Annotated in this window: 22 protein-coding genes; 10 read left to right on the top strand and 12 right to left on the bottom strand. The window is 71.7% G+C overall.

What is annotated here, in order from left to right:
- Window positions 1-77: 77 nt before the first annotated feature.
- A complete protein-coding gene (locus OG534_RS09705) occupies window positions 78-785 on the top strand; it encodes an AzlC family ABC transporter permease (RefSeq protein WP_326587690.1) in 708 nt (235 codons plus the stop codon).
- A complete protein-coding gene (locus tag OG534_RS09700; RefSeq protein WP_030664986.1) occupies window positions 782-1,090 on the top strand; it encodes an AzlD domain-containing protein in 309 nt (102 codons plus the stop codon). The genes OG534_RS09705 and OG534_RS09700 overlap by 4 nt, the downstream gene beginning before the upstream one ends.
- Here the strand turns inward: OG534_RS09700 and OG534_RS09695 are convergent.
- A complete protein-coding gene (locus OG534_RS09695) occupies window positions 1,059-2,015 on the bottom strand; it encodes a hypothetical protein (protein WP_326587689.1) in 957 nt (318 codons plus the stop codon). The genes OG534_RS09700 and OG534_RS09695 overlap by 32 nt on opposite strands.
- 81 nt (window positions 2,016-2,096) lie before the next feature.
- Here OG534_RS09695 and OG534_RS09690 point away from each other — a divergent pair, with 81 nt between their 5' ends.
- Both OG534_RS09690 and OG534_RS09685 read left to right on the top strand, forming a co-directional pair.
- Window positions 2,097-2,291: a DUF3046 domain-containing protein gene (locus OG534_RS09690; RefSeq protein WP_053682254.1), complete on the top strand. Its 195-nt coding sequence runs from the start codon at window positions 2,097-2,099 to the stop codon at window positions 2,289-2,291.
- A 339-nt stretch (window positions 2,292-2,630) separates the two neighbouring features.
- Window positions 2,631-3,719, top strand: a complete 1,089-nt coding sequence (locus OG534_RS09685; RefSeq protein ID WP_442807223.1) for an AI-2E family transporter — start codon at window positions 2,631-2,633, stop codon at window positions 3,717-3,719.
- Here OG534_RS09685 and OG534_RS09680 read toward each other — a convergent pair.
- Both OG534_RS09680 and OG534_RS09675 read right to left on the bottom strand, forming a co-directional pair.
- Window positions 3,673-4,428, bottom strand: coding sequence for a Clp protease N-terminal domain-containing protein (locus OG534_RS09680; protein WP_326587687.1), 756 nt, complete (start codon window positions 4,426-4,428; stop codon window positions 3,673-3,675). The genes OG534_RS09685 and OG534_RS09680 overlap by 47 nt on opposite strands.
- Before the next feature lie 63 nt (window positions 4,429-4,491).
- Window positions 4,492-5,535, bottom strand: a complete 1,044-nt coding sequence (locus tag OG534_RS09675; protein ID WP_326587686.1) for a S66 family peptidase — start codon at window positions 5,533-5,535, stop codon at window positions 4,492-4,494.
- Between the two features lie 195 nt (window positions 5,536-5,730).
- Between OG534_RS09675 and OG534_RS09670 the strand changes: the two genes are divergently transcribed.
- Window positions 5,731-7,110: a pyridoxal phosphate-dependent decarboxylase family protein gene (locus OG534_RS09670; protein ID WP_326587685.1), complete on the top strand. Its 1,380-nt coding sequence runs from the start codon at window positions 5,731-5,733 to the stop codon at window positions 7,108-7,110.
- Window positions 7,111-7,301: 191 nt separating this feature from the next.
- Window positions 7,302-8,678 (top strand): family 43 glycosylhydrolase, encoded by a 1,377-nt coding sequence (locus tag OG534_RS09665; RefSeq protein ID WP_326587684.1) that lies wholly within the window; start codon window positions 7,302-7,304, stop codon window positions 8,676-8,678.
- A 16-nt stretch (window positions 8,679-8,694) separates the two neighbouring features.
- Here OG534_RS09665 and OG534_RS09660 read toward each other — a convergent pair whose 3' ends face one another.
- A complete protein-coding gene (locus OG534_RS09660) occupies window positions 8,695-9,585 on the bottom strand; it encodes an RICIN domain-containing protein (RefSeq protein ID WP_326587683.1) in 891 nt (296 codons plus the stop codon).
- Between the two features lie 366 nt (window positions 9,586-9,951).
- Here OG534_RS09660 and OG534_RS09655 point away from each other — a divergent pair, with 366 nt between their 5' ends.
- From OG534_RS09655 to recX, 4 genes are all read left to right on the top strand, one after another.
- The gene (locus OG534_RS09655; protein WP_326587682.1) at window positions 9,952-10,548 is read left to right on the top strand and encodes a hypothetical protein; all 597 of its coding nucleotides are present in this window, start codon (window positions 9,952-9,954) and stop codon (window positions 10,546-10,548) included.
- A 132-nt stretch (window positions 10,549-10,680) separates the two neighbouring features.
- The gene (locus tag OG534_RS09650; protein ID WP_326587681.1) at window positions 10,681-11,193 is read left to right on the top strand and encodes an RICIN domain-containing protein; all 513 of its coding nucleotides are present in this window, start codon (window positions 10,681-10,683) and stop codon (window positions 11,191-11,193) included.
- Window positions 11,194-11,504: 311 nt separating this feature from the next.
- A complete protein-coding gene (gene recA / locus OG534_RS09645) occupies window positions 11,505-12,620 on the top strand; it encodes a recombinase RecA (RefSeq protein ID WP_326587680.1) in 1,116 nt (371 codons plus the stop codon).
- A 3-nt stretch (window positions 12,621-12,623) separates the two neighbouring features.
- On the top strand, window positions 12,624-13,190 hold the full coding sequence (recX, locus tag OG534_RS09640; RefSeq protein ID WP_326587679.1) for a recombination regulator RecX: 567 nt from the start codon (window positions 12,624-12,626) through the stop codon (window positions 13,188-13,190).
- A gap of 146 nt (window positions 13,191-13,336) precedes the next feature.
- Here recX and OG534_RS09635 read toward each other — a convergent pair whose 3' ends face one another.
- From OG534_RS09635 to OG534_RS09605, 8 genes are all read right to left on the bottom strand, one after another.
- On the bottom strand, window positions 13,337-13,720 hold the full coding sequence (locus OG534_RS09635) for a rhodanese-like domain-containing protein (RefSeq protein WP_326587678.1): 384 nt from the start codon (window positions 13,718-13,720) through the stop codon (window positions 13,337-13,339).
- Window positions 13,717-14,277, bottom strand: coding sequence for a cysteine dioxygenase (locus OG534_RS09630; protein ID WP_326587677.1), 561 nt, complete (start codon window positions 14,275-14,277; stop codon window positions 13,717-13,719). The genes OG534_RS09635 and OG534_RS09630 overlap by 4 nt, the downstream gene beginning before the upstream one ends.
- 78 nt (window positions 14,278-14,355) lie before the next feature.
- Window positions 14,356-14,442, bottom strand: coding sequence for a putative leader peptide (locus tag OG534_RS38675; protein WP_311318651.1), 87 nt, complete (start codon window positions 14,440-14,442; stop codon window positions 14,356-14,358).
- A gap of 32 nt (window positions 14,443-14,474) precedes the next feature.
- On the bottom strand, window positions 14,475-16,079 hold the full coding sequence (locus tag OG534_RS09625) for an FAD-dependent monooxygenase (protein WP_326587676.1): 1,605 nt from the start codon (window positions 16,077-16,079) through the stop codon (window positions 14,475-14,477).
- Between the two features lie 185 nt (window positions 16,080-16,264).
- A complete protein-coding gene (locus OG534_RS09620; protein ID WP_326587675.1) occupies window positions 16,265-17,158 on the bottom strand; it encodes an amino acid ABC transporter permease in 894 nt (297 codons plus the stop codon).
- Window positions 17,155-17,829 (bottom strand): amino acid ABC transporter permease, encoded by a 675-nt coding sequence (locus tag OG534_RS09615; protein ID WP_326587674.1) that lies wholly within the window; start codon window positions 17,827-17,829, stop codon window positions 17,155-17,157. The genes OG534_RS09620 and OG534_RS09615 overlap by 4 nt, the downstream gene beginning before the upstream one ends.
- Window positions 17,830-17,912: 83 nt before the next feature.
- A complete protein-coding gene (locus OG534_RS09610) occupies window positions 17,913-18,761 on the bottom strand; it encodes a glutamate ABC transporter substrate-binding protein (protein WP_326587673.1) in 849 nt (282 codons plus the stop codon).
- Window positions 18,762-18,879: 118 nt separating this feature from the next.
- Window positions 18,880-19,665 (bottom strand): amino acid ABC transporter ATP-binding protein, encoded by a 786-nt coding sequence (locus OG534_RS09605; protein ID WP_326587672.1) that lies wholly within the window; start codon window positions 19,663-19,665, stop codon window positions 18,880-18,882.
- Between the last annotated feature and the right edge of the window lie 117 nt (window positions 19,666-19,782).

Below are 19,782 nucleotides of genomic sequence, written 5' to 3'. Positions count from 1 at the left end.
AAAACCCCGCGCGCGCAAGAACGTACAAGACGGCTCGACCGGCCCCCGCATAGCTTCGGGGTGTGGCAGAGCAGCGCATGATCACAGAGTCAGAGGTACGGGAGACACCGGTGCCCGAGGGGCGGCCGCGTGCCGCCGTCGTGCGGGACGCGCTCGGGGTCGGGGTGGCCGTCGGGCTGTCCGGGTTCGCCTTCGGGGTGACCGCCGCAGGGGCCGGCATCAGTACGCTCCAGGCCTGCGTGCTGAGCCTGCTCGTCTTCACCGGCGCCTCGCAGTTCGCGCTGGTCGGGGCGCTGGCCGCGGGCGGGAACCCGTTCACCGCCGCCGCCGGGGCCTTCTTCCTCGGGACCCGCAACGCCTTCTACGGGCTGCGCCTGTCGCAGCTCCTCGCACTGCCGCGCGCCGTACGGCCCCTCGCCGCGCACTGGGTGATCGACGAGACCACCGCCGTGGCGCTGGCCCAGCCCGACCGGAAGTCGGCCCGGCTCGGCTTCACCGTCACCGGGCTCACCCTCTACGTGCTGTGGAACCTCACCACCCTGCTCGGCGCGCTCGGCGCCGGGGCCATCGGGGACACCAGGGCATGGGGGCTGGACGCCGCAGGGCCCGCCGTGTTCCTGGCCCTGCTCGCGCCGATGCTGAAGACCGGCACCGAGCGGGCCGTCGCCGCCCTCGCGCTGGTCCTCGGGCTCGGGTTCCTGCCGGTGCTCCCCGCCGGGGTGCCCGTGCTGATCGCGGCCCTGGCCGCCCCCGTCGTGCTGTGGATGAAGGGACGCCGCTCGTGAACGTCTGGATCGCCATCGGGCTCACCGTCGTCGGCTGCTACGCCGTGAAGTACGCGGGGCTGCTCGTCCCCGCCGGGGCCCTGGAGCGGCCCCTGGTGCGCCGCCTGGCCGCCCTGCTGCCGGTGGCGCTGCTCGCCGCGCTCACCGCCCAGCAGACCTTCAGCACCGGCTCCGCCCTCGTCGTCGACGCCCGCGCCGCCGGGCTCGCGGCCGCCGGCCTGGCGCTGCTGCTGCGGGCGCCGTTCCTGGTCGTGGTCGCGGCCGCCGTCGTGGTCACCGCGGGGGTACGGGCCCTGGGAGGCTGACCGCGGCCGGCAGGCGTCCGTAGGCCCGCAGGGTCAGCAGGGCCTCCAGGGTGGCGATCGGCCGCCGCTCCAGCGCGCTCCCCGGCGCCCAGGCCCGCCGGCGCACCGGCCAGCCGCCGTCCGGCTGCTGCTCGGAGGCCAGGAAGTCCAGCGAGCGGCGGATCTCCGCGTCGGTGAACCAGCCGCGGGCCAGCGACTCGGGACGGCGCGCGAAGTCGTGCGGGTACAGCCGCTCGCCCGGTGCGTAGCCGGGGGACTCCGGGTACTCCGCCCGCCGCACCGGGTCGAGCACCACCAGCCGCTGCTCGCGCGCCAGCCGTCCGAGCCGGTCCGCGGCCGCCGCCGCCCGCGTCCGGTCGGGGGCGCCGTCGAGGAAGGCCACCGCGCTCTGGACCTCGTACGGATGCGAGTGGCGCAGGTTCTCGACGCGGTCCCAGCAGAAGTCCGTGGCCCGGAAGAGCCAGGCGTGCCAGACCCGGTTGCGGTGCAGTACGCCGACGACCGGGCCCGTGGCCAGCAGCTCGCCCGGCGGATCGTCCAGCATCGGGTGGTACGGGGCCGAGGGGTAGTCGTGCGGGGCGGGGAAGACCACCGGAAGCGCGCCGTCCGCGGTGGAGACCCCGGTCAGGTGGCGGCAGAGCCGCTCGATGCGCTGCCCGGCGCAGCGGCCCAGGCTGTCGAGCACGCGCAGGGCGTGCGCGGTGTGCAGGGGCTGGCTGAGCGGACCGCGCAGGTCCGGATCGAGCGCGTGACCGTAGCCGCCGTCGTCGTTGAGGTACGAACCGAGGGCGGTGTCCACCGCGTCGGCGTCCCCGCCGAGGAAATGGAACGTGAACCGCCGCTGCTCCAGCACGCGGGCCGTGAGCCAGATGAACCGCTCGGCGCGGGCCAGCGGGGTCTGCGAGGAAGCTTCGTCTCCGGGCATGCGTGCAACCTAGGGCGCGGTGGTGCGGCGAGGAGGGGCGAACGCTGCCGGTGCACTCTCACGGGGCGGGATACTGGGGGCATGCGGTTGACGATTTTCTGGGAGCGGATGGCCGAGCACTTCGGTGCGGGCTACGCCGACTCCTTCGCGCGGGACCACGTCATGACGGAGCTCGGCGGGCGGACCGTCCACCAGGCGCTGGACGCGGGCTGGGAGGCCAAGGACGTGTGGCGCGCGGTGTGCGCGGCGATGGACGTGCCGGCGTCGCTGCGCTGACCCTGCGCGGGTACCGGGAGACCGCTTCGCGGTTCGGTCCGCCGGTGGGACAGACTTGGCTGCGTGGCAGCCAGCGAAGAGACGACCGATCAACGCGCAGACGCCCTGGGTACGCCGCCGCGTGCGGACGCCCAGGGCGTACCGGCGCCGCATGGAGGCGCCGGGGACGTGACACCGCCGCGTGCAGGCACGCCGGATGCGACGCCATCGCGTGCGGACGCTCCGGGAGTGACGCCGCCGCGTGCGGACGCTCCGGACGTGACGCCGCCGCGTGCGGATGCCCCCGGTGCGCCGCCGCCGGAGCAGCCCGGTGGGGCCCCCGCAGGGGACGAGGCGCGGATGCCGCGCTGGCTGCCGCGCGCCGTGGTCCTCGTCCTGGCCCTGATCGCCTGCTTCCAGCTCGGCAGCTGGGCCTTCCACCAGCTGCTGGGGCTGCTCGTCAACATCCTGATCGCGTTCTTCCTCGCACTCGCGATCGAACCCGCGGTGGCCAGGATGGCGGCCCACGGCATGCGCCGCGGGCTCGCCACCTTCCTGGTCTTCCTCGGGGTGTTCGTCGCGGCCGCCGGGTTCCTCACCCTGCTCGGCTCGATGCTCGCCGGGCAGATCATCGAGATGGTGGAGGGCTTCCCGCGCTACCTCGACTCGGTGATCAACTCGATCAACAGCACGTTCCACACCGAGCTGTCCCGGCTGGAGATCCAGGACAGCCTGCTGCGCTCCGACTGGTTGCGCAAGTACGTGCAGAACAGTGCGACCGGCGTGCTCGACGTGTCCGCCACCGTGCTCGGCGGGCTGTTCAAGCTGCTGACGATCGGGCTGTTCTCCTTCTACTTCGCCGCCGACGGGCCCCGACTGCGGCGCGCGCTGTGCTCCGTACTGCCGCCCGCGAAGCAGGCCGAGGTGCTGCGCGCCTGGGAGATCGCCGTCACCAAGACGGGCGGCTACCTCTACTCGCGCGGGCTGATGGCGCTGATCTCCGCCATCGCCACCTACATCCTGCTGGCGGTCCTCGGCGTGCCGTACGCGCCCGCCCTCGCGATGTGGGTGGGGCTGGTCTCGCAGTTCATCCCCACCATCGGCACGTACCTCGCGGGCGCGCTGCCGGTCCTGATCGCCTTCACCGTCGACCCCTGGTACGCGCTGTACGTCCTCGGATTCGTGGTGGTGTACCAGCAGTTCGAGAACTACGTCCTCCAGCCGAAGCTGACCTCGAAGACCGTGGACATCCATCCGGCGGTGGCCTTCGGATCGGTCGTCGCGGGCACCGCCCTGCTGGGCGCGGTCGGGGCGCTCATCGCGATCCCGGCCGTCGCCACGCTGCAGGCCTTCCTCGGCGCGTACGTGAAGAGGTACGAGCTGACGCGGGCCGCCGACGCCTCTACTTCCCGGCCTCGCCGCCGAGTACGGCTGCCAAGGCTTCGGTGACGGCGGCCTCGACGGCGTCCTTGTCCACGCCGAGGCCGGTCAGCAGGCCCTCGCCGTGCTCCTGCTCTAGGAGCGCGAGGAGGATGTGCTCCGTGCCCACGTAGCCGTGGCCGAGGCGCAGGGCTTCGCGGAAGGTGAGCTCCAGGGTCTTCTTCGCGGCTGCGTCGAAGGGGACGAGGTCGGGGACGTCCGCTGCTGCCGGGGGCAGGGCGCCGGTCGCCGCGGCGCGCACGGCGTCGGTGTCGACCCCCTGGGCGGTCAGGGCGAGCGCCGCGAGGCCCTCGGGCTCGGACAGCAGGCCGAGGACCAGGTGCTCCGTGCGGATCTCGGTGTTGCCGGCGGCGCGGGCCTCGTTCTGCGCGACCACGACGACGTTGCGGGCGCGGGGGGTGAAGCGGGCGAAGCCCTGGTTGGGGTCGAGGCCGGCGTCGCCCTCCTTGTCGGCCTTGGGCACGAAGCGCTTCTGGGCGGCCTGACGGGTGACGCCCATGCTGCGGCCGATGTCGGTCCAGGAGGCGCCGGAGCGGCGGGCCTGGTCGACGAAGTGGCCAATGAGGTGGTCGGCCACGTCGCCCAGCGCCTCGGCGGCGACGACGGCGCCGCTGAGCTGCTCCAGGGTGTCGGTGTGGACCTTCTTGATGGCCTCGATGAGGTCGTCGAGGCGTACCGGGTTGGTCATGCGAACGGGTTCCACCGAAGGGTTCGTCATGGGTGCAACCGTAGGTTGACAGTCCGCGGAGTGTCAACCCTGGGTTGTCATTCGGTGTGCGGCTCAGTACGTGACGACGATCCGGCGGGCCGGCCCGTCCACCCGGATGCGCCCTCCGACGGGGATCACGAGCTGCGGGTCGGTGTGCCCGAGGTCGACGTCGAACACCACCAGGGTGTCGGGGGCGTACTGGTCCAGCGCGCGCAGCACGGCCTCTCGCTGTTCGCGGCGGAACCGCGCCTTCTCCTCGGCGCCCGACCGGCTCTCGAACGACCAGGCCTTCGCCCGGCCCATCAGCAGCGCGGGGAACCGGCGCAGCAGCCCCCGCTCGCCCATGTGCCGGAGGATCCGGTAGACCTCCTCGGCGCGCGGCAGCTCCTCCGAGGTCTCCAGGAAGAGCACGTTGCCGGCGTAGGCGTCGGTCGGCAGCACCGCGCGGTCGGCCATCAGCAGCCAGGAGATGATCTCCAGGTTGCCGCCCCAGCCGATGCCTTCGACCACCCGGTCGGCGTTGTGCCAGGACCAGCCGTCGGAGGGCTCCATCTCCGGTTCGGCGTCGAAGGTGTGCGGGTCCTCCCAGGGGCCGTTGACGTCCCCGTAGGTGCTCGACTGCGTAAGCTCGTACGCGCCCGAGGTGAACAGCGCCGCCCGGAGGGAGTCGGCGGTCGAGGGGTGCATCGCGCCGGGCCGCCCGAGCTCGACCATCACCGTGCCGCCGTGGTAGCCGACGATGCCCAGGTTCCGCAGGAACAGCAGCAGGTTGGTGTTGTCGCTGTAGCCGAAGAACGGCTTGGGGTTGGCGCGCAGGAGATCGCGGTCGAGGTGGGGCAGGACGGTGATCTGGTCGTCGCCGCCGATGCTGGCGATCACCGCCTTGATGCCGGGGTCCGCGAAGGCGGCGTGGATGTCCGCGGCCCGCTCCCGGGGCGTCGCGCCCATCTTCCGGGTCGTCGGATACTCCACGGGCTTCAGCCCGAACTCCTCCCGGAGCCTGCGCAGCCCCAGCTCGTAGGGCAGCGGGAAGAGGCCGGGCAGCCCGGCGGAAGGGGACAGCACCGCGATCTGGTCACCGGGGCGGGGCTTGGCGGGGTAGAGAGGATCTGTCATCCGATGATCATAGGAAGCGGGGGAGCCGGCAGCGGCGGGCAGAGAAGGGCCGGCAACGGCGGCGCAGGCGGGCCCGCCCGGCGCCACGCCGCGCACGGCAGGCCGTACCTGACGTACGGGGATCGGCGGCCGACGGGGAGTGACCGCGCCCCGCGTGGCTTGCGCGGCGCGGGCGGCCGTCTCATAGTCCGAGGTATGGACGCGCGCGAGGCTGCGCTCCGACAGGCCCACGACCATGCGGTCCGCTGGCTGGCGAGCCTGTCCGACCGCAGGGTTCCCGCCCGCGCTTCGGTCGACGAGACCGTGCGCGCGCTCGGTGTCGAACTGCCCGACGGTCCCAGCGTGCCCGCCGATGTCGTCGACCTGCTGGCCACGGCCTGCGAGCCGGGGCTCACCGCTTTCCCCAGCGGCCGCTTCTACGGGTTCGTGGTCGGCGGCACCGAACCGGCCGCGCTGGCCGCGGACTGGCTCGTCAGCGCCTGGGACCAGAACTGCGTGATGCGCGCCGCCTCGCCCGCGTACACGGCGGCGGAGGAGATCGCCGGCGCCTGGCTGCTCGATCTGCTCGGCCTGCCGGGCGACAGCGCCGTCGGCTTCACCACGGGGGCCACGATGGCGAACTTCACCTGCCTCGCCGCCGGGCGCGACGCGGTGCTGCGGCGCGCCGGCTGGAACGTCGCCCGCGACGGACTCGCCGGAGGGCCGGCCGTCCGCGTCCTCGCCGGCGAGGACCGCCACATGGCCGTCGACCTGGCGCTGCGCTACCTCGGCCTCGGCAAACCCGAACTGGTGAAGGCGGACGGTCAAGGGCGCATCGAGCCCGAGGCCCTGCGGGACGTCCTGGAAGCCGACGGCCAGAGCCGGAGCCAGAACCCCACGATCGTGATCCTCCAGGCCGGAGACATCCACTCCGGCGCCTTCGACCCGTTCACCGAGACGATCGGCGCCGCCCGCGCGGCGGATGCCTGGGTGCACGTCGACGGGGCCTTCGGGCTGTGGGCGGCCGCCTCCCCGGCCCGCGCCCACCTGACCGAGGGCTGCGCCCACGCCGACTCCTGGGCGACGGACGCCCACAAGACCCTGAACGTCCCCTACGACTGCGGCCTTGCCCTCGTGCGCGACCCGTCGGCGCTCCGGGCGGCGATGGGGCTGCGCGGCGACTACCTCATCCAGGACGAAGCGGGCGACCCCGTCGACAAGGTCCCCGAACTTTCGCGGCGCGGCAGGGCCTTCACCGTGTGGGCCGCACTCAGGTCCCTCGGCCGGTCGGGCGTGGCCGACCTCGTCGACCGGCTGTGCCGGCACGCCGACGCGTTCGCCGCGGGCATCGCCGGGATCGACGGCGCGACCGTGCTCAACGACGTGGTGTTCACCCAGGTCTGCGCCGAGTTCGGCACCGACGCACGTACGGAACGGGTACTCGCCCGGCTGCTCGACGACGGCACGACCTGGATCAGCGGCTCCACCTGGCACGGCCGGCGCGTCATGCGCATCTCGGTGAGCAACTGGTCGACGACCGACGAGGACGTGACGCGCGCGCTCGACGCGATCCGGCGCGCATCCGCCGCGTGTTGAAGCCGCGGTCCGCGGGCGAGGAGGGGGTGCGCGGCGCCGAGCGTGGATGCCCGTCGCGTGGCGCGGCGCGTGGCGGCGGCTCCTCGGATCGGCATCCGTAGGCGAGCCGTCGTCGCAGCGGTGCGGGCGCAACCTGCACCGCCGGGCGTCGTTCATCAGTGGCGTACAGCGGCGACTGGAGGAGACGACACATGTGGCGCCCGGTGGTGCATCGGATCGGACGGACCCTCGCGGTGGTGGCCGCCTGCGCTGTCGCCGTCGGAGCTCTCGCCGCGGCCCCGGCCGGGGCCGCGGCCGATGGGGTGGGCCCGGTCTTCGACCGGGACTTCGCGGATCCGGACATCGTGAAGGCGGGCCGCACTTACCACGCCTACGCGACCAACAGCGGCGGCAAACACATCCAGCACGCCACCTCCCGCGATCTGGTGCACTGGTCGATGGCCGACGCCGACCCGCTGCCCGAGCTCGGGACGTGGGCGGAACCGAACCCTTCGTGGGTGTGGGCGCCCGAGGTGTTCGACAACGGCCGCGGTTTCACCATGCACTACACCGCCCGGGACCGCGCGAGCGGCAGGCAGTGCATCGGCGTCGCCGTGTCCTCCTCCCCGAACGGGCCGTTCCGGCCGTCCGGCGAGGGGCCGCTGGTCTGCCCGGTCGCCGAGGGCGGTGCCATCGACGCCGCGAGCCATACGGAGAACGGCAGGCGCTACCTGCTGTGGAAGAACGACGGCAACTGCTGCGAGAGGGACACCTGGCTCCATCTCCAGCCCGTCACCCGGGACGGCACGCGCACCACGGGGGATCCCGTCCGGCTGATCAGGCAGGACCGGGAGTGGGAGGGGAAACTGGTCGAAGCCCCCACCCTCGTCGAACGGGACGGCCGCTACGTGCTGTTCTACTCGGCGGACTCCTACGACGGTCACCGGTACAAGACCGGCTATGCGGTCGCGGGCAGCCTCACGGGCCCGTACACGAAGGCCGCCGCGCCCCTGATGACGACGGAGTCCTTCGACGGTGCGGTGCGCGGCCCGGGCGGTCAGGACGTGGTGACCGGCCCGGACGGACAGGACCGGATCGTCTTCCACGGCTGGAGTCCGGACGGCACGCGACGACGCGTCATGTACGGGGCCGACCTGGGCTTCGCGGGCGGTTATCCGGTGGTCCGGGGCAGCAAGGTGGTCTACCAGGCGGAGAACGCACGGGTGAACCATGCGGTGATCCGCGACGCGGTCGGCGCCCTCGACGGGCGGGCCGTCGGCCACATCGACCACGCGGACAGCTCCGTCGAGTTCGACGTCTTCGCCGCCTCGCAAGGCCGCCACGCACTCCGGGTGCGGTTCGCCAACGGTTCCCGGAACGACGGCGGCGGCGACGGAGGCGGCCCGGCGACGGCCTCGCACCACCTCGTGGTCAACGGCGAGGCCGCCGGAACGGTGCACTATCCGCACACCGGCTGGGACCGCTGGGACACGTCGGCGGCGTCCCTCACACTGCGCAAGGGCTGGAACACCGTTCGCCTGTCGACGGGCGAACGTCACGCGGAGCTGGACTCCATCGAGGTCGCCTGAGCCGACGGGCGCCTGCTCAGCCCCACTTCTGGTGGTCCGAGCGGTCGCAGGGCAGGGCGCGGAGTCCGGCGCCGCCGCTGTCGTCCAGACAGGCACCGGTGCTCCGGCTGCTCACCTGGACCGACTCGTCGTCCCACGCGGTGAGCAGCCATTTCTGGGACGCGGCTGCGCTGCAGGCCGAGGTGCGGAGCCCGGAGCCGCTGCTGTCCAGGCAGGCGCCGGTGGCGTGGTTGCGCAGTTCGCTGGTGCCGTCGGGATGCGGGTGAACGGTCCACCGCTGGTAGCTCATCCCGTTGGGCGCGAACGAGCGCAGCCCTTGGTCGAGGCTGTGGTCCAGGCAGTTCCCCGTAGCCCGGTTGACGAAGATCCGGGCCACGTCGTGTGATCCCGGCGCCCCGTGCCGGGCTTTCCCGCCCGCCGTCTGTGTCTGCGTCGGCGGCTGCGCCTGCGCCGGTGCCTTCGAAGGGGCCTGCCCGGGTGCGGAGTCCGTCGCCAGGAAGAACCGGGCGAGCGCGGCGCCGAGCAGCAGGCCCGCGAAGGCGCCGGCGGCGGCCCAGGCCCAGCGGCTGCGCAGCCGGACCCCGGCCAGGCGCCACCGGCGGCGCCATCGGGATTCGGGCACCGGAGCACCTCCGGCGCCGGCGGGCGGTTTGGGCTGGCAGCGGTCCGCCGCTTCCCACAGCACCCGGTAGTCCGCGGGATCCGCGTCCAGGGCCCGGCACAGATCACGGACGGTGGCCCACGGCGGGACCGTGCTGCCCCGGAGGTAACGCGACAGCGACGAGTCGCTGATCATCACTTCCGACTCCAGCGAACGCAGGGTCCGTCCGGACCGCTGCTGAAGAGCCTTGAGCGCACTTCCCAGTTGCTTCCCGGGACTGGTGTGCTGCCCGTCGACGCCCGCCATGTCTGCCCCCTTCCGGCCTGCGCCGCAGAGGTGCTCAAGCAGGCCGCGCTTGTCCCGGGATGGTCATGTCCCAGCAGGTCAGAAGCCTAGGGATCCCGACATCGGTGAAGCAAACGGGACAACCTTGCCGCGCCCTCGCCGGCCGCCACAGACTCTGCATCACCGCCCCGCAGCCCATGCGAACGCAGGAATGCCTGCGCCGCACCGATGGCGTGAGCGTCACGACGGGTTGAACGACGACCCCTCGTCCGCCAGGGCTCCGCAACCCGCAGTACCTGGGCCTCCGGGCCCCGGAGCCACGCTGCCCGGCACGCGGGCCGGAGCAATCCCCCCACGCAGTTCCCTACGAGAAGCCGGAGAACCGAGATGTCCAAGAACACCACCCGCCGCTGGGGCATGGCCGTGTTGACCGCCGTCGTCTGCATCGGCTCCACGGCGCTGACCGCACCGTCGGCACCCGCGGCGCAGCCCACGGTCCGGACGGCCACCGTCTCCTCCGAGAGCCAGTACCCCGAGGCCCTCCGGGCGGCGCCCCGCATCAGCCGTGCGGAGGTGCTGGCACGGGCCAAGACCTGGCTGACCGCGAACAACGGCCGCCCTGTCCCCTACAGCCAGAACACGTACTGGAAGGACGGCTACCGGCAGGACTGCTCCGGGTACGTCTCCATGGTCCTGGGCCTCGCCAAGCCCGGACCCAACACCGTCGCCCTCAAGAACAACGGCTTCACCCGCCGGATCGCGATGAGCGAGCTGGCCCCCGGCGACCTGGTCATCAAGGCCGACAGCAGCAGCGCCGACAACCGGCACGTCGTCATCTTCGACGGCTGGGCCGACAGCGCCCACACGGTCTACAAGTCCTACGAGCAGGCCGGCGGCGTCGGAACGCGCTGGAAGCAGCACTCGTACGGAGTGAACGGCCGCGACGGCTACCACGCCTACCGCCCCGTCAACATCGTGGGCTGACCCACCCCGGGCTTCCCGGGCCTCCCGGGTCCCGGGCCCTGAACGCATCGCGGTCGCCGACGTGCGTCCGCGCGGAAGCGGCCGCGATGCCCGTCCACGCCCCATCGTCATCACCGCATACCGAGGAGCACCATGAACACCACCCGTCCGCTCGTGAAGAGGTCCCGCGTGGCCCTGGCCGGCCTCCTGCTCGCCTCCGCGCTGGTCTCGACCACCGGCACTGCCACTGCCACCGCCGCTGCCGACGCCGCCGTGCCCGCACGCGCACTCGACAGCGTCCAGACCTTCCGCAACGGCGCGACATCGGCCTGTCTGGACGACAGCGAGGCCGGCGTCCGCACCTACACCTGCCTGGGCAACGAGCACCAGAAGTGGAACGTCCACCAGTGGGCCGACGGCACCCGTGAACTGAAGAACCGCAAGACCGGGCTCTGCCTCACCGATCACCCGCGGGGCACCGTCACGCCCCAGCCGTGCGACAAGGCCAAGGACGAGAGCTGGTTCGTCCACCGCTATCCGGACGGCGCCGTCGAGTTCAAGAACCAGGCGACCGGCCTGTGCCTGGACGACAGCTTCGAGCACCGTCTCCGCACCTTCCCGTGCGGCACCCACAGCGCCAGGAGCCCGTACCAGACCTGGCACTAGCCGCCTCGGGACCGGGGCTGGGGCCGTAGGAGCCCGGGGCAAGGCCGACCCGTGTCACCGGGCCGGCCTTGCCCGCAGGCCCGACCGTCCCGGACGAGCGCGGCGGCCGATCTCCGGGGCCTGGGATGCTGGAGGTGCGGGCCGACGTGCGGGCCGACGGCCGGGGTGGGCGTGGCGCGCTTGACAGGGAAATCGAACATCCATTCTGATGAGTTATCCACAGCCGAACCGGTCGTGGAGGCGCATTGTCAGTGGCAGGCATTAGCGTCAATGGCGTGAAGCGATCGACTCAAGCAAACCGGGTGGAACCCATGGCAGGCACCGACCGCGAGAAGGCTCTAGACGCCGCGCTCGCACAGATTGAACGGCAATTCGGCAAGGGTGCGGTCATGCGCCTCGGCGACAAGCCGAACGACCCCATCGAGGTCATCCCCACCGGGTCGACCGCGCTGGACATCGCCCTCGGCGTCGGCGGGCTGCCCCGCGGCCGTGTGATCGAGGTGTACGGGCCGGAGTCCTCCGGTAAGACGACCCTGACCCTGCACGCCGTGGCCAACGCGCAGAAGGCCGGCGGCACCGTCGCCTTCGTGGACGCCGAGCACGCGCTCGACCCCGAGTACGCGAAGGCCCTCGGCGTCGACACCGACAACCTCATCCTGTCCCAGCCGGACACCGGCGAGCAGGCGCTGGAGATCGTGGACATGCTCGTCCGCTCCGGCGCCCTCGACCTGATCGTCATCGACTCCGTGGCCGCCCTGGTGCCGCGCGCGGAGATCGAGGGTGAGATGGGCGACTCGCACGTGGGTCTCCAGGCCCGCCTGATGAGCCAGGCGCTCCGGAAGATCACCGGTGCGCTCAGCCAGTCGAAGACCACCGCGATCTTCATCAACCAGCTCCGCGAGAAGATCGGTGTGATGTTCGGCTCGCCGGAGACCACCACCGGTGGCCGCGCGCTGAAGTTCTACGCCTCCGTCCGCCTCGACATCCGCCGTATCGAGACCCTGAAGGACGGCACGGACGCGGTCGGCAACCGCACCCGCGTCAAGGTCGTCAAGAACAAGGTCGCGCCCCCGTTCAAGCAGGCCGAGTTCGACATCCTCTACGGCCACGGCATCAGCCGCGAGGGCGGCCTGATCGACATGGGCGTGGAGCACGGCTTCGTGCGCAAGGCCGGCGCCTGGTACACGTACGAGGGCGACCAGCTCGGCCAGGGCAAGGAGAACGCCCGCAACTTCCTGAAGGACAACCCGGATCTCGCCAACGAGATCGAGCGGAAGATCAAGGAGAAGCTGGGCGTGGGTGTCCGCAAGGCGGACGCCGTCGTCGCCGAGGCCGGTGCCGACACGGCCAACGCCGCGGCCCCCGCCGTGCCCGCCCCCGCGTCGAAGGCCAAGACGACGGCCAAGGCCGCCGTGGCCAAGAGCTGACCCGTGCGCGAGCAGGAAGGGGGCGGCGAGCGCCGCGGCGGCCGTGAAGGCCGCCAGGAACTGCCGCCCCAGAGCCCCGAGGAGCAGGCGCGGGCGATCTGTCTGCGCCTGCTCACCGGGAGCCCGCGCACACGGCGCCAGCTCGCGGACGCCCTGCACAAGCGGGGCATCCCCGAGGAGGTGTCGCAGCAGGTCCTCTCCCGGTACGAGGAGGTGGGCCTGATCGACGACGCCGCCTTCGCCGGAGCCTGGGTCGAGTCCCGGCACCGCGGCCGGGGCCTGGCCCGGCGGGCGCTCGCCCAGGAGCTTCGGACCAAGGGGGTGCACGCCACCCTCGTCGAGGAGGCCCTGGAGCTGCTGGACTCCGAACAGGAGGAGCAGACGGCCCGGGAGCTCGTGGAGCGCAAGCTCCGCTCCACCCGTGGCCTGGAGCGCGACAAGCGGATCCGGCGCCTCGCCGGGATGCTCGCCCGCAAGGGATACCCGGAGGGCATGGCCCTGCGGGTGGTCCGCCGTGCGCTGGAGGCGGAGGGTGAGGACGCCGACGGCCTCGGGTACCCGGGGGAGTGACCGGCCGGCGCCTGTAGCGGCCGACCGGATCCCACCAAGACCAAGACCAAGACCAAGCACGAGGGCGCGGCGCCGTTGCCGGGGGCGCTGCCCCCGGACCCCCGCGCCTCAAACGCCGGCGGGGCTGAAAGAGCGCAGCAGGGGCGTCAGGCAGGGGTGACCGGGAGGCCTGCCGCTTTCCAGGACTGGAAGCCGCCGGTCAGGTCGGTCGCGCGGTGGAGGCCCAGGGCGTGGAGGGACGCCGCGGCGAGGCTGGAGGCGTAGCCCTCGTTGCAGATCACCACCACCTGGAGGTCGTGGCTCGTCGCCTCGGGGGCGCGGTGGCTGCCCAAGGGGTCCAGACGCCACTCCAGTTCGTTGCGCTCGACCACCAGCGCGCCCGGGATCAGGCCGTCCCGCTCGCGCAGGGCCTGGTAGCGGATGTCCACCAGCAGGGCGCCGGCGGCCGCGTACGCCTCCTGCGCGTCGAGACGGGTGTAGCCGGCGCGGACCCGTTCCAGCAGCTCGTCGATGCCGACCGGGGCGCTCACTGCCAGTCCGCCGGGCGCTCGACGTGCTCGAGGTGGAGCACCGGGCCGCTGCGGCTGTAGCGGCGGATCAGCGGGAGCGGCGGGTAGTACGCGTGCACCGAGATCGCGTGCTCGGTCGGGGACGCGTTGAGCACCTCGTGCACGTGGTGCTCCCCGAACGCCCGCCCCGCGCCCGCGTCCAGCGCGCGGCTGCGGTCGACGCCGGGGGCCAGCTCCAGCGACTTCCAGCCCTCCGAGGGCAGGCGTACGGCCAGCGAGTGTTCGGTGAGCCGGCCCCGGGCGGTGGCGAACGCGCCCCGCGATTCGGCGTGGTCGTGCCAGCCGGTGCCCGTGCCCGGCGGCCAGCCGATCAGCCACGCCTCGCTGCCGCCCGGACCGTCCAGCCGGACCCAGGTGCGGCCCTCGGGATCGAGCGGCAGAGAAGCCACGACCCCCGGGTCGGCCGCCGTGCGGAGGGCGAAGTCGAGGAGCTCGGCGGCCGTGGGGCCCGCGGCCGGCCGCACGGGCTCAGGGGCGTACGCGGGTGCGGGTGCAGATGCAGCGGCAGATGCAGACATCAAAGGGGACCGTTCCTGGGTTCGCGGAGGTGCGCGCAGGCCGGTGGACGGCACGGGGCGCGCGGAGGAAAGGGCGAATCAGCAGGAAGGGCGACACACGCAGCCCGCGTAGCGGAGCAGGTCCATATGGACCCTCCGCCACAGGCGTACGTCGTTGCCGGTCATTCCGCGAGTGAACCACGCGGGCCCGGAGACGGTCAATCGATCACCACGATCGGTGTCGGCTTCGTGGTCTTTGTTGTTTTCGCCGTCATCGGGGGCGCCACCACCCGGGATTCGGGTGCGCCCGCCCGGACCGCGTCCGCAGCCTCGTACAGCTCCGCCGGGCGGACCCCCGCGAAGGTCGCCGCCAGGTGCCCGTCCGGCCGTACGAGCAGCACGGTGTGGGCCGGGGCCCCCGGGTAGCTGTCCGCGACCAGCAGATCGGTACGGACCGGCAGGGCGCTCACCGCCGCCGCCAGGCGGGGCATCAGCCCGGCGCCGAGCCAGTGCCGCCGGTCCCAGACCCCGGTTCCCGGAGCCACCAGCACCACCAGCAGCCGGCCCTGCCCCAGCAGGTCGCGCAGCGGCACGGTCGATCCGTCGGGCGCGGTCACCGGGACGTTCGCCACGGGACCGCCCGGCTCGGTGGCCGTCGGCACCTCGCGCACGGCGACCGGAGGGGCGTACGTGGGCTCCGCGCCCAGCGGCCCCCGACCCAGGTGGCCGTCGGTCAGGAGGGATTCGGCGGAACGCGAGGCTCCGGGGATGTACGTGCGCAGACCGCCCCCGGCCCGCAGCGTCGGCATCGCCTGATCGGCCGCGCGCAGCCGGGAGGCGACCGCGGTGCGCCGCTCGCCCTCGTAGCTGTCGAGCAGGGCCTCGGACGCTCCGTGGTGCCAGGCCAGCGAGAGCTTCCACGCGAGGTTCTCGGCGTCCCGGAGCCCCTCCTCGACCCCCTGGGTGCCGAGCGCGCCCAGCAGGTGCGCGGCGTCGCCGGCGAGGAAGGCGCGCCCGTCGCGCCAGCGCCGGGCGAGGCGGTGGTGCAGGGTGTGGACCCCGGTGTCGATGAGGTCGTACGGGGGTGTCGTGCCGCCGCACCACACGGCGAGGGTGTCCCGGATCAGGGTCACCAGCGTGTCGGGGGTGACCAGTTCCCCGCGGGCCGGGAGCAGCCAGTCCAGCCGCCACACCCCGTCGGGCAGCGGCCGGGAGGTGACCTCCTGCGGCGGGTTGCGGTGCAGCAAGGCCTCGCCGGGCCACGGCAGTTCGGTGCGCAGCGCGGCCACGGCGTGCCGTTCCACGGCGGTGCGGCCCGGGAAGCGGATGCCGAGCAGCTTGCGCACGGTGGAGCGGGCGCCGTCGCAGCCGACCAGGTAACTTCCGCGCCACCAGGTGGTCTCGGCGCCCCGGGTGTGGGCGGTGACCCCGTGGTCGTCCTCTTCCACGGAGTCGAGCCGGCTCTCGGTGACCAGCTGGACCAGCGGGTGCGCCGCGGCGGCGTCGCGCAGTCCGCGCGTCAGCGCGTGCTGCGGCAGGTGCAGCGGGGCCGGGTGGTCCTCGAAGGCGAGCCGCTGGGCGGGCTGCCGTCGCCGCATGGTCCGCCAGGCGGCGAAGTACGCCCCCTCGTCGCGCAGCGTCGTACAGCCCAGCCGGTGCGCCATGGCCGCCGTGTCGGAGTGCAGGACGACCGTACGGGCAGGTCGGGGCTCCTCCTTGCCGGGCCCTTCGTCGAGCAGGATGGAGGGCACGCCCTGGCCGGCCAGGGCGAGGGAGAGCGACAGTCCGACGGGCCCCGCGCCGACGACGATCACCGGGTCCATGGCGCGGCTCCCGATGTCCGGTATGTGATCACAGAACGTATGCAACCCACTGGAGGTGCCTGCGTCAAGTGACGCAGGTCCGGACAACGCCGTGTGGTGCGGCGGATGAGTTCCGCCGCACCACACGGGATGCGCACCATGACTGATCGGACGTCAGACCCGGGGGCCGTCGGAAGAGGGAGCCGTCAGGCTCCGGCTGCCGTGTTGGCTCCGGGGACCGGGTCGTCGATCTCGTCCGTTCCGAGCACCGCGCCGGTGCTCTTCTTCGACTTCCGCAGCCGGCCTTCCAGCTGGGAGGCGAAGGTGGTGAGGGCGAAGTTCACCACGATGTAGATCAGAGCGATCACGACGAGCGAGGGGATGGTGTTGCTGTAGTTCGCCGAGATCTGCCGGTTCGAGGAGAGCAGTTCCGCGAAGCCGAGCAGGGCGCCGCCGAGGGCGGTGTCCTTGAGGATCACCACGAGCTGGCTGACCAGGGCCGGCAGCATCGCCGTGACGGCCTGCGGGATCAGCACGTAGAACATGGTCTGGCCCTTGCGCATGCCGATGGCCTTGGCCGCGTCGGTCTGGCCGCGGGGCAGGGAGAGCACGCCGGCCCGGACGATCTCGCCGATGACGGCCGAGTTGTAGAGGACCAGGCCCGTGACCACGGCCCAGAAGGGCCGGGTGTCGGAGGGAACGTCCAGGAACCGCGGCGCCATCAGCGCGTTGCCGAACAGCATCAGCATCAGCACCGGGATGGCACGGAAGAACTCCACCCACGCGCCGACCGGACCCCGCACCCACGCGTGGTCCGACAGTCGGCCGATGCCCAGGAGCGCGCCCAGCGGGAGGGCGATCACCATGGCGAGCGCGCCCGCCTTGAGGGTCTCCGCCAGACCGGGGAGCAGGTACGTCGTCCAGACCTGGCTGTCGGTGACGAAGGGAGACCACTTGTCGGCGTCGAGCTGGCCCTTCTCGCCCATGAGGGACAGGGCCCACCACAGGACGAGCCCGAACAGCACGACGAAGATCCCGCTGTAGATCCAGTTGCGCGCCTTGGCCTTGGGGCCGGGGGTGTCGTACAGCACGGAGGTCATCGCTTCACCGCCACTCGCTTGGCCACCCAGCCCAGCAGAAGACCGGTGGGCAGGGTCAGCAACACGAAACCGAGGGCGAAGACCGCGAAGACGGCAAAGGTCGCCTGCGCCTCGTTCTCGAGCATTTCCTTCATCAGCAGGGCCGCTTCGGCCACGCCGATGGTCGCCGCCACCGTGGTGTTCTTGGTGAGTGCGATCAGTACGTTGGCGAGCGGTGCGATGACCGCCCGGAAGGCCTGGGGGAGCACGATCAGGGTGAGCACCTGGAAGAAGCTCAGTCCCAGCGCGCGGGCCGCCTCGGCCTGGCCGACGGGCACGGTGTTGATACCGGAGCGCAGGGCCTCACAGACGAAGGTGCCGGTGTAGGCGATCAGTCCGAGGACCGCGAGCCGGAAGCCCGTCTCCTTGAACGTGTCGCCGCCCAGACTGATGCCGAGCGTCTGGCTGAGCCCCAGTGAACAGCCGATGATCAGCAAGGTCAGCGGGGTGTTGCGCACCAGGTTGACGTACGCGGTGCCGAAGCTCCGCAGCAGCGGGACCGGGCTGACCCGCATCCCGGCCAGGATGGTGCCCCAGATCAGGGACCCGACCGCCGAGTAGAGGGTGAGCTGAACCGTCACCCAGAAGGCTCCGAGCACGTCGTACTGCCCGGAATCAAGAAAATCGAACACGATGCCCTGCGCTCTCCCCAGGATGGCCGGTGAGGGGCGCCGCCGCCCGCGGTAGGCGGGCGGCGACGCTCCTCACCGATGAATCAGCTGCCTTCGGTGATCTGCGGGGCAGGCTCGCTCTTGAAGTTGGCCGGACCGAGGTTCTTGTCCACGGCCTTCTGCCAGCTGCCGTCCTCGACCATCTTCTTGAGCGCGGCGTTGATCTTGGTCTGGAGCTCCTTGTCGCCCTTCTTCAGACCGATGCCGTAGTTCTCGTTGCTCAGGCTCAGCCCGACCAGCTTGAACTTGCCCTTGTTCTTCTCCTGCGCCGCGTAGCCCGCCAGGATCGAGTTGTCCGTGGTCAGGGCGTCGACGGCCTTGTTCTCCAGGCCGGTGAGGCACTCGGAGTAGCCGCCCTGCTCCAGCAGGTCGGCCTCGGGGGCCAGCTTGGTCTTGACGTTCTGCGCCGACGTGGAGCCGGTGACCGAGCAGAGCTTCTTCTTGTTCAGGTCCTCGGCCTTGGTGATGCTCGTGTCGTCGGCGCGGACCAGCAGGTCCTGGTGCGCGAGGAAGTACGGGCCGGCGAAGTCGACCTTCTCCTTGCGCTTGTCGTTGATCGAGTAGGTCGCGACGACGAACTTCACGTCGCCGTTCGCGATCAGGTTCTCGCGCTCGGCGCTGACCGCCTGCTTGAACTCGATCTGGTTCGGCTCGTAGCCGAGCTCCTTGGCCACGTACGTGGCGACGTCGACGTCGAAGCCGGTGTACTTGCCGTCCGGGGTCTTCAGGCCGAGACCGGGCTGGTCGTACTTGATGCCGACGACGAGCTTTTCCTTGCTGCCACCGGTCGCACCGGTGTCACTGGCCTTCTCGGTGCTGCCGCCACAGGCGGTCGCGGTCAGGGCAAGGGCTACGGCGACGGCCGCGGCCGCAGCGGCCTTGGAGATCTTCATGGTGAACTTCCCTCGGATGAGACGTTGTTGAACGACGAGCGACGCCTGGGGCGCACGCACGGCCGACAGGAACCGTTCCGGCGGTGAGCCGCATACGGATGACTACCAGACGAGACCCTCAGTGGTGCAGGATCTTCGAGAGGAAGTCCTTGGCGCGGTCACTGCGCGGGTTGCTGAAGAACTGCTCGGGAGTGGCTTCCTCGACGATCTTTCCGTCCGCCATGAAGACGACCCGGTTGGCCGCAGAGCGGGCGAAGCCCATCTCGTGCGTGACGACCACCATGGTCATCCCCTCGCGGGCGAGCTGCTGCATGACCTCCAGCACCTCGTTGATCATCTCCGGGTCGAGAGCCGAGGTCGGCTCGTCGAACAGCATGACCTTCGGCTCCATGGCCAGCGCCCGGGCGATCGCCACGCGCTGCTGCTGACCGCCGGAGAGCTGTGCCGGGTACTTGTCGGCCTGCGAGCCGACGCCCACCCGGTCCAGCAGGGCCAGCGCCTTCTCGTGGGCCGCGGCCTGGTCGGTCTTGCGGACCTTGAGCTGGCCCAGCATGACGTTCTGCAGCACCGTCTTGTGCGCGAACAGGTTGAACGACTGGAAGACCATGCCGACGTCGGCACGCAGCCGGGCCAGTTCCCTGCCCTCGGAGGGCAGTTCCTTGCCGTCGAGCGTGATGGTGCCCGAGTCGATGGTCTCCAGACGGTTGATCGTCCGGCACAGCGTGGACTTGCCCGATCCCGAGGGACCGATCACGACGACTACCTCACCGCGGGCAATGCTCAGATCGATGTCCTGAAGCACGTGCAGCGCGCCGAAGTGCTTGTTGACGTTGCTCAGTACGACCAGGTCGTCCGCGGCACCGGCCGCGTCCTGTACGTCCTTGGTCACTGATACTCCGCTCATCGGCTTCTTGCTCCGTCCTCCTCGGTTGGGAGGACAGTAGTGACGACACGAGCACATCGTCATCACATCTGAGGGAGAATTGAGCATAACGATCCGGCTTCCCCCGGATACGCTCCG

It is taken from the genome of Streptomyces sp. NBC_01294, assembly GCF_035917235.1.
Taxonomy (GTDB): Bacteria; Actinomycetota; Actinomycetes; order Streptomycetales; family Streptomycetaceae; genus Streptomyces; species Streptomyces caledonius.
Note: the sequence above shows the minus strand (reverse complement) of the source record. Positions and strands in the feature narration are given on the sequence as shown.

What these genes read in the sequence shown, in the direction of transcription:
- OG534_RS09625 (WP_326587676.1), bottom strand. Translation starts at nt 16,079, where the DNA reads ATGGACCCGGTGATCGTCGTCGGCGCGGGGCCCGTCGGACTGTCGCTC.
- OG534_RS09685 (WP_442807223.1), top strand. Translation starts at nt 2,631, where the DNA reads ATGCCGCGCTGGCTGCCGCGCGCCGTGGTCCTCGTCCTGGCCCTGATC.
- OG534_RS09650 (WP_326587681.1), top strand. Translation starts at nt 10,681, where the DNA reads ATGAACACCACCCGTCCGCTCGTGAAGAGGTCCCGCGTGGCCCTGGCC.
- OG534_RS09680 (WP_326587687.1), bottom strand. Translation starts at nt 4,428, where the DNA reads ATGACGAACCCTTCGGTGGAACCCGTTCGCATGACCAACCCGGTACGC.
- OG534_RS09620 (WP_326587675.1), bottom strand. Translation starts at nt 17,158, where the DNA reads ATGACCTCCGTGCTGTACGACACCCCCGGCCCCAAGGCCAAGGCGCGC.
- OG534_RS09675 (WP_326587686.1), bottom strand. Translation starts at nt 5,535, where the DNA reads ATGACAGATCCTCTCTACCCCGCCAAGCCCCGCCCCGGTGACCAGATC.
- OG534_RS09660 (WP_326587683.1), bottom strand. Translation starts at nt 9,585, where the DNA reads ATGGCGGGCGTCGACGGGCAGCACACCAGTCCCGGGAAGCAACTGGGA.
- OG534_RS09670 (WP_326587685.1), top strand. Translation starts at nt 5,731, where the DNA reads ATGGACGCGCGCGAGGCTGCGCTCCGACAGGCCCACGACCATGCGGTC.
- OG534_RS09665 (WP_326587684.1), top strand. Translation starts at nt 7,302, where the DNA reads ATGTGGCGCCCGGTGGTGCATCGGATCGGACGGACCCTCGCGGTGGTG.
- OG534_RS09695 (WP_326587689.1), bottom strand. Translation starts at nt 2,015, where the DNA reads ATGCCCGGAGACGAAGCTTCCTCGCAGACCCCGCTGGCCCGCGCCGAG.
- OG534_RS09690 (WP_053682254.1), top strand. Translation starts at nt 2,097, where the DNA reads ATGCGGTTGACGATTTTCTGGGAGCGGATGGCCGAGCACTTCGGTGCG.
- OG534_RS38675 (WP_311318651.1), bottom strand. Translation starts at nt 14,442, where the DNA reads ATGACCGGCAACGACGTACGCCTGTGGCGGAGGGTCCATATGGACCTG.
- OG534_RS09610 (WP_326587673.1), bottom strand. Translation starts at nt 18,761, where the DNA reads ATGAAGATCTCCAAGGCCGCTGCGGCCGCGGCCGTCGCCGTAGCCCTT.
- OG534_RS09705 (WP_326587690.1), top strand. Translation starts at nt 78, where the DNA reads ATGATCACAGAGTCAGAGGTACGGGAGACACCGGTGCCCGAGGGGCGG.
- OG534_RS09630 (WP_326587677.1), bottom strand. Translation starts at nt 14,277, where the DNA reads ATGTCTGCATCTGCCGCTGCATCTGCACCCGCACCCGCGTACGCCCCT.
- OG534_RS09605 (WP_326587672.1), bottom strand. Translation starts at nt 19,665, where the DNA reads ATGAGCGGAGTATCAGTGACCAAGGACGTACAGGACGCGGCCGGTGCC.
- recA (WP_326587680.1), top strand. Translation starts at nt 11,505, where the DNA reads ATGGCAGGCACCGACCGCGAGAAGGCTCTAGACGCCGCGCTCGCACAG.
- OG534_RS09655 (WP_326587682.1), top strand. Translation starts at nt 9,952, where the DNA reads ATGTCCAAGAACACCACCCGCCGCTGGGGCATGGCCGTGTTGACCGCC.